General features: G+C 42.6%; 6 protein-coding genes. 3 read left to right on the top strand and 3 right to left on the bottom strand.

What is annotated here, in order from left to right; translation table 11 throughout:
- Window positions 1-262: 262 nt before the first annotated feature.
- The gene (locus PV763_RS07555) at window positions 263-1,600 is read left to right on the top strand and encodes a glycosyltransferase (RefSeq protein WP_420937575.1); all 1,338 of its coding nucleotides are present in this window, start codon (window positions 263-265) and stop codon (window positions 1,598-1,600) included.
- The gene (locus tag PV763_RS07560) at window positions 1,597-2,553 is read left to right on the top strand and encodes a hypothetical protein (RefSeq protein WP_005108469.1); all 957 of its coding nucleotides are present in this window, start codon (window positions 1,597-1,599) and stop codon (window positions 2,551-2,553) included. Before PV763_RS07555 ends, PV763_RS07560 begins: the two co-directional genes overlap by 4 nt.
- Window positions 2,554-2,646: 93 nt before the next feature.
- On the opposite strand, the gene PV763_RS07565 is transcribed toward PV763_RS07560, so the two are convergent.
- Complete coding sequence (locus tag PV763_RS07565) at window positions 2,647-4,449, bottom strand: ABC transporter ATP-binding protein (protein ID WP_420937576.1); 1,803 nt, start codon at window positions 4,447-4,449, stop codon at window positions 2,647-2,649.
- Window positions 4,450-4,600: 151 nt separating this feature from the next.
- Here PV763_RS07565 and PV763_RS07570 point away from each other — a divergent pair, with 151 nt between their 5' ends.
- On the top strand, window positions 4,601-5,221 hold the full coding sequence (locus tag PV763_RS07570; protein WP_420937579.1) for an alpha-ketoglutarate-dependent dioxygenase AlkB family protein: 621 nt from the start codon (window positions 4,601-4,603) through the stop codon (window positions 5,219-5,221).
- Between the two features lie 64 nt (window positions 5,222-5,285).
- Here PV763_RS07570 and ruvX read toward each other — a convergent pair whose 3' ends face one another.
- Window positions 5,286-5,729, bottom strand: a complete 444-nt coding sequence (gene ruvX, locus PV763_RS07575; RefSeq protein WP_148334353.1) for a Holliday junction resolvase RuvX — start codon at window positions 5,727-5,729, stop codon at window positions 5,286-5,288.
- Window positions 5,722-6,276, bottom strand: coding sequence for a YqgE/AlgH family protein (locus tag PV763_RS07580; protein ID WP_004281085.1), 555 nt, complete (start codon window positions 6,274-6,276; stop codon window positions 5,722-5,724). Before PV763_RS07580 ends, ruvX begins: the two co-directional genes overlap by 8 nt.
- Window positions 6,277-6,661: the final 385 nt, after the last annotated feature.

Here is a 6,661-nt window from a genome sequence, read left to right on the forward strand (position 1 = left end):
CAGGTTTTAAAATAATCAAAATTTTTACCGATGAAATTTACAAAAAATGTGATTTAGTTGTCAAAAAATATACAAAATGTATATATAATTATAAAATATGCAGGTTTTTTAGACAAAATAGAGTTTTTCTCCAGAGAAATTATCAGATGGACACATGTGGCGATGTGTATCTAAAGTGATCATCAACCGTTTTTAGCTATCCCATTTTACACCAGATAAGCCTGCACAAGTTTTGTGAAATATCATATGTAAGAGAACATTTATGATGATTGATGAAAGTAAAAGAGAAGTTTCTCAAATTTACTTTTCTGTGCGGTTAAAGTTTTTTATCGCACTCTTGGGGGCTTGTTGCTGGACCGCATTTTCAATTTGGATTTCCCAAAACTGGCTGCATGATCTGAGCGGATATATTGGTTATTTTGCAGCGGTTTTCCTGATTTATGGCATTGCCATTATTCCAGGCTTTATGAATTCATTTGCGGCTTTCAGCTTGATGATGGATCGCAGACCCAAGCGGCAGCGATTAGCGTCTTATCCGGGCATTACCATGTTGATTGCTGCCTATAATGAAGCTGCTTCCATAGAAGATACTTTAGTCAGCATTAGTGTGCAAAAATATCCAGGAAGATTGCAGGTTATTGTTATTAATGACGGTTCTCAGGATGACACTGCTGGTATTGTCCGAAAAGCCGAATCGAGATTTCCCTGGCTGACCTTGCTGGATTTAAAGCAAAATGCAGGGAAGGCGCATGCTTTAAATGAAGGACTAAAGCTGACTCAGCATGATTTAGTGATTACCGTTGATGCAGATTCTTATTTACATCGTGTTGCTTTAATCAATATTGTGGAACGCTATGTAGCGGATCCACCCAATACACGTGCGGTTGCGGGTAAAATTCTGGTACGCAATTCTCGTGAAAACATATTAACCAAAACTCAGGAATGGGACTATTTTCTCGGCATTGCAGCGACCAAGCGTATGCAGTCTCTATATCAGGGAACCTTAGTGGCCCAAGGTGCTTTCTCTATTTATGATCGAAACGCCTTGATTGAAGTGGGTGGATGGCCTGAATGTGTGGGCGAAGACATTGTACTGACATGGGCATTATTGAATGCAGGCTATCGTGTTGGACATTGTGAGGATGCCTGTCTATTTACCAATGCACCCACGACGCTGAAAATATTCGTAAAACAGCGTCAGCGTTGGGCACGTGGCATGATTGAGGCATTCATTCAGCATCCCACTATTTTAATTAAGCCGAGACTATCTACGTTTTTTATTTACTGGAATCTTCTTTTCCCTTGGTTGGATATTGCCTTTACCTTTGGCTTTATACCTGGACTCATTCTGGCATGTTTTGGACACTACTGGATCGCGGGTATTATGACACTAGCTTTATTACCGATGGCATTCTTACTGGGGCTATTAAATTATTCAATTGAACGCAGAATGTTTGATGGTCTGGAGCTCAGGGTACGGAAAAACTTCAGTGGTTTTTTCTTGTATGTTCTTGCCTATAGTTTCTTATTGCAACCTGCCAGTATTTTAGGATATTTGGATGAAGTACTGAGAACACGAAAAACATGGGGAACAAAATGAAAAATAACAAAATTGGCATCTATGCGGTTGTTCCTTTGCTTATAGGTATGAATGCAAGCAGCCTGGCCAAGGGATTAGAAGAAAACCTGGCCCAAAGTGAACGTGCGCTTGGAACAGAGTTTTTCTTTAGTGATGATAGTGAAGGCTTTCAAACCCGTAAATTATCAGCGGAATTTTTGCCTCAATATGAACATGCTGATGATTATCTAGGTATACGTGGCAGTGCTTATCAGTATAAAGCTGATGACTGGAGTCGAGATGGTCAAAAGATTTCATTGATTGGACGTAATATTGATTCTGCTACAGCGAATGGCTGGGCTTTGGAGGCAGGTATAGTTGATCAAGGAGATCATACATTATTCACCTTTGATGGTAGTTATCGTACGCCACTTGCAGAAAAAACAGCATTAGAAGTTTTTGCCAATCGGGATTGGGTTGAAACTCAGCCTGCTTTGGAGCAGGGAACGAATTTTACCTTTATTGGTGCTGCCTTGGATCAGGGTTTAGGTGAGCATGTCACAGTGGTGGGTGTTGCAGGATCGCAATTTTTTTCAGACGATAATCGCCGTGATCATGGTCGTATCAGACTGATCTATCAGCCTTCTCTGGACTTGGGATTGACGCTTCAGGCCCGATATCGCACCTACCAAAGTAGTGAAGAAGATGTAGGCAGGGAATATTTTAACCCTCAGGATTATCAAGAATCGATGCTGGCCTTAGGTTGGCGTCAGCGTTTTTCCGGCTGGTCAGCTGGTTTAACTGCTGGTTTTGGACGTGAAAAAATTAATCAGGATTCAAGTCAGACCACCCGGTTATTTGAACTGAACTTGCAAAGTCCTGTTCGCGGCTCGCAGTTTCTACGTATGAATGCCGGATATAATCGCAGTGCTTCCTTCTATGGGCCGGATTATGATTATCGTTATATCAGGGGTGAATGGATTGTGCAGTTTTAAATCTGGAAGATGAATCTTAATATTGAGCGGTCTTAAAAGACCGCTTTTCTTGTGTAGCAAATTTTTGATTCAGAGAAAGATAATTAATCCATATTAACTATGAGTTTCTTCCTCAGCATCCTCTTCAAAAGTTTTGGCAATTTTTTCAATATTCAGGCTTTTGGCCATCGCATCAAAGATTTCCTTATATACGCCTTGCTGATGATAAAGCTGGTCGTGTTCACCATGTTCGGCAATCGTTCCTTCTTTCATTACATAGGTATAATCTGCATCAATAATCTGCGACAGGCTATGCGAAATGATGATCACGGTACGACCTTGCTTGATCTGATCCAGACTTTGTTTGATCTGTTCCGTGGCAATTGCGTCCAGACTCGCCGTCGGTTCATCCAGAAAAATGATCGGTGGATTTTTCAGGAACATCCGTGCCAAAGCAATCCGTTGCTGCTGGCCGCCAGACAGCATCAAGGCATCGCTATCATAGCCATCCGGTAACTGTAAAATCTGCTCATGAATCGAGGCTTTTTCTGCCGCCTCAATTACATCTTCCATTGAGGCAGTAGTTTTGCCGTAGCGGATATTGTCAAAGATGGTGCCCTGAAAAATATGGTTTTTTTGCAAGACCAGACCAATATGATCGCGTAGATATTGGGTGTCATAATCTTTCAGGTCAATGCCATCCAGTTTGATCTGGCCTTGCTGTGGTTCATAAAATTTATCCAGCAGACTGATCAGGGTAGATTTTCCGGCACCCGATAAGCCCACCAAGGCGGTAATTTTATTCGGGCGAATTTCCATATCAATATCTTTCAGGGCATGGTGGCCATTTGGATAATAAAAATTCACGCCACTCAGTTCAAACTTGCCTTGGACAATCGGTTTCTGCTGACCGCTTTGTTCAATTTCATCATCGGCTTCCAGAATCTTGAAAAAGCTTTCTGAATAGATCATGGCATCATTCACTTCATCATAAATCCGGTGCAGGGATCGGATCGGGGCAGAGACATTATTAAATAGCAGCACATGAAACATGATCATGCCGATACTCATCTGGCCATCCAGCACAAAGTAGGAGGTTAGAATAATGATCAGTACAATCCCGATCTGTTCCAGAAAAGTTTTCAGGCCATCAAACAGGAAACTGGTTTGGCGGGTTTTCATCTGATTGTCGGTCAGTTCACGCTGTAACCCCAACTGCTTTTCCGATTCAATCGATTCGCGGTTAAAGGATTTGATTACCGTAATCGAGTTGATGATGCTGAGAATGCCCTGACTCTTTTTTTCCCGGCCATCTCGAAGACTGCGGCGCCAGCCCCCGAGTTTTTGCGCCTGTTTATAGGTTAGCCAGAAATAGATCGGAACAATGGCAGTCGCGACCAGACCGACATAGACATTGGCATAGTACATTAGCCCCAAAGCCACAATGGCACTGGTAAATAACGGTAAAATATCAATAAAGAAAATTTGTACCAGACGGGTCAGTGAGCCAATGCCACGGTCAATCCGGGTCTGTAATTTACCGGCCTGGTTATTTTCCTGATTAAAAAATTCCAAACGATATTTTAAAAACTTTTCAATAATCCCTTGGGCCAGATCCTGAGAGACAAAAATTCGCAGTTTCTCTCCATAGAACTTCTGCCCGAACTGGACAAAGGCATTAATAATTTCTTTGCCGAGCAAAATTGCCGAAATAGTAATCAGAATATGCCAGCCTTGCTCCAATCCTTGACCGGCTTCGAGTAGCGAATTGATGCTGTCGACCGCATATTGCAAGGTAATGGCATTGACCTGTGCTGTGAATGAGCCAATCAGGGTCAGAATCAGCGTGGCAATCACCAGCAACCGGTAAGGCTGAACAAAGGGACGAAGTTTCTGAAACAGCTGCCATAAGTTCATAAAAGGATTATTTTTATTGTGAAAGTTGAATTCAGTCTAGGCAGGAATCATGCCAGCCACAAGCATAAATGTTGTAGTCATTTGTGAAGAGCAGTTGTAATCCTTTAGGTCGAATGTCAGTATTTTCATGTGGATACTGGATCTGATTGATATGACGCTCGATTTATTTGCACCCCAGCCGCAAGCCAATGTATTACCTTTTGATGGGGTAGTGGAGGATTATGGCTTGATTTTGGATGAGGAACAAAGCCAGCAGTATCTACAGCATTTTCTCAGTCAGCTGGCCTGGCAATATGATGAAGTGCATTTATTTGGCAAGCACCATGTCACCGGTCGCCAGGTGGTCTGGTATGGCGATGAACATTATCAGTATCGTTATTCTGGTACGCTTAAACAAGCTCAGGTATGGACACCCGGATTATTCCGTTTAAAGCAACATATTGAAATTCTGGTCGGTCATCCCTTTAATTCCTGTCTGGCCAATTTGTATGAAGATGGTTCGCAAGGCTTGGGTTGGCATAGTGATGATGAGCCGGCTTTATATACAGGTACTTCTCGGGAAAATGTCATCGCTTCTCTGAGTCTGGGAGCCACCCGCAAAATGAGCTTTAAGCATAAAATTCGCAGTGATAAAGTCGATGTGCTGTTACATAGTGGGCAATTAATTGTGATGCGTGGCGCGACACAGCAACACTGGAAGCACAGTATTAGCAAAACCAGCAAAGTTTTGACACCACGAATTAACGTGACCTTTCGTTATTTTTATCCTTAAGAAGCATTTTGGAGCATAAAAAAGCACCCTGAAGGATGCTGTTTTAAAAAATTTTCAAAACAGATTAAGGCGTGATCCCGGCAGGATGACGATACCAGCTTTCAATCAACAAGGCAGCCGCAATACTGTCAGCAGAGAGTTTCTTGCCGCGACCTTGCGCCTGATAATGATCCAGCTCATCGCGTGCTTCACGGGTGGTCAGACGTTCATCCACCATCCAGGTTTCAATATTGGTCTGATGACGTAAACGGCGGGCAAATTTTCGCGCCCGTGTCGACAGCTCGGATTCACTATCATCCATGTTCAATGGCAAACCGACCAGAAATAAATTCGGTTGATGGCTTTTCACGATTTTGAGCAGTTCATCCCAGTTGGGGATACCATCTTTCATGGGAAATAAGGGCAGGGGATTGGCACTTGCAATCAGGGATTGTCCAACTGACATTCCCATTTTTTGTGTACCAAAATCAAACGCCATAATGGTTTGTGGCACGTTTACATCAGGCATGTCCAATCTCGGAAGATAACCAGTTGCGGTCTACACCCATTTTTTTATAGGCAGCGTCCCAACGGTCGTTATAAGGGAGGTTAAAAATCAGATCCATATCGGAATCACAAATCAGCCAGTCACCACGGGCAATTTCCTGTTCCAGCTGGTGTTTGCCCCAACTGGCATAACCGAGGGCAATCTGATAGCGACCGACCCCTTCATTATGCGCAATGGCATCCAGAATATCTTTGGAAGTGGTAATGCAGACATTTTCACCTACGGCGATGGAGGAATGCCAGGTCGGCTGACCAGTATGCAAGACAAAACCGGCCTCAGGGCGTAAAGGGCCGCCTTGTAATACTTCATGCGGATTGACATTGTCTGCTTCAATATCAAGATCATTCAGCAATTCTTTAATTTGAATGCCGGCAGGTCGATTGATAATGATGCCTTGGGCACCATCTTCATCATGACGAGCGAGATAAATGACCGTCTGGGCAAAAAAATCATCATTCGCATGCGGCGGTGCAATTAGACAACGATGTGTCAGAAACTGTTTGGTCACCTGAGCAGTTCTCCCAAAGTCAGTATGCTATGCAGTCTGAAAAAGTGAAGCATGGCCTACGGGCCTAATTGTAATCACTCAAACAGCGGCTTTCTTCCTGCTAGTTATCCCATAAAATGCTTAGGCTGACAACTTGGATATGGGGTAAATCAGGCATGAACAGGTTAAGGCCGGTTTTAAAATTCCTTTTAAAAAGACCTTCAGTGATTTTATTTAAATGATGGGAGGTAGTTTTAAGCGTTTTTTATTTATGCTAAAACAGCCAGATAAACCGAGTAAAAACTTACTTAAATTTTAATAAAAAATATTAGGGTGTGTTGACACTTTTAGCTTAAAAAAATAGCGAAGTAGTAAAATCAAATCGCCAAACCCAATTTTACTATTC

Source organism: Acinetobacter sp. AS5 (assembly GCF_048957595.1).
In the GTDB taxonomy this organism is placed as follows: Bacteria; Pseudomonadota; Gammaproteobacteria; order Pseudomonadales; family Moraxellaceae; genus Acinetobacter.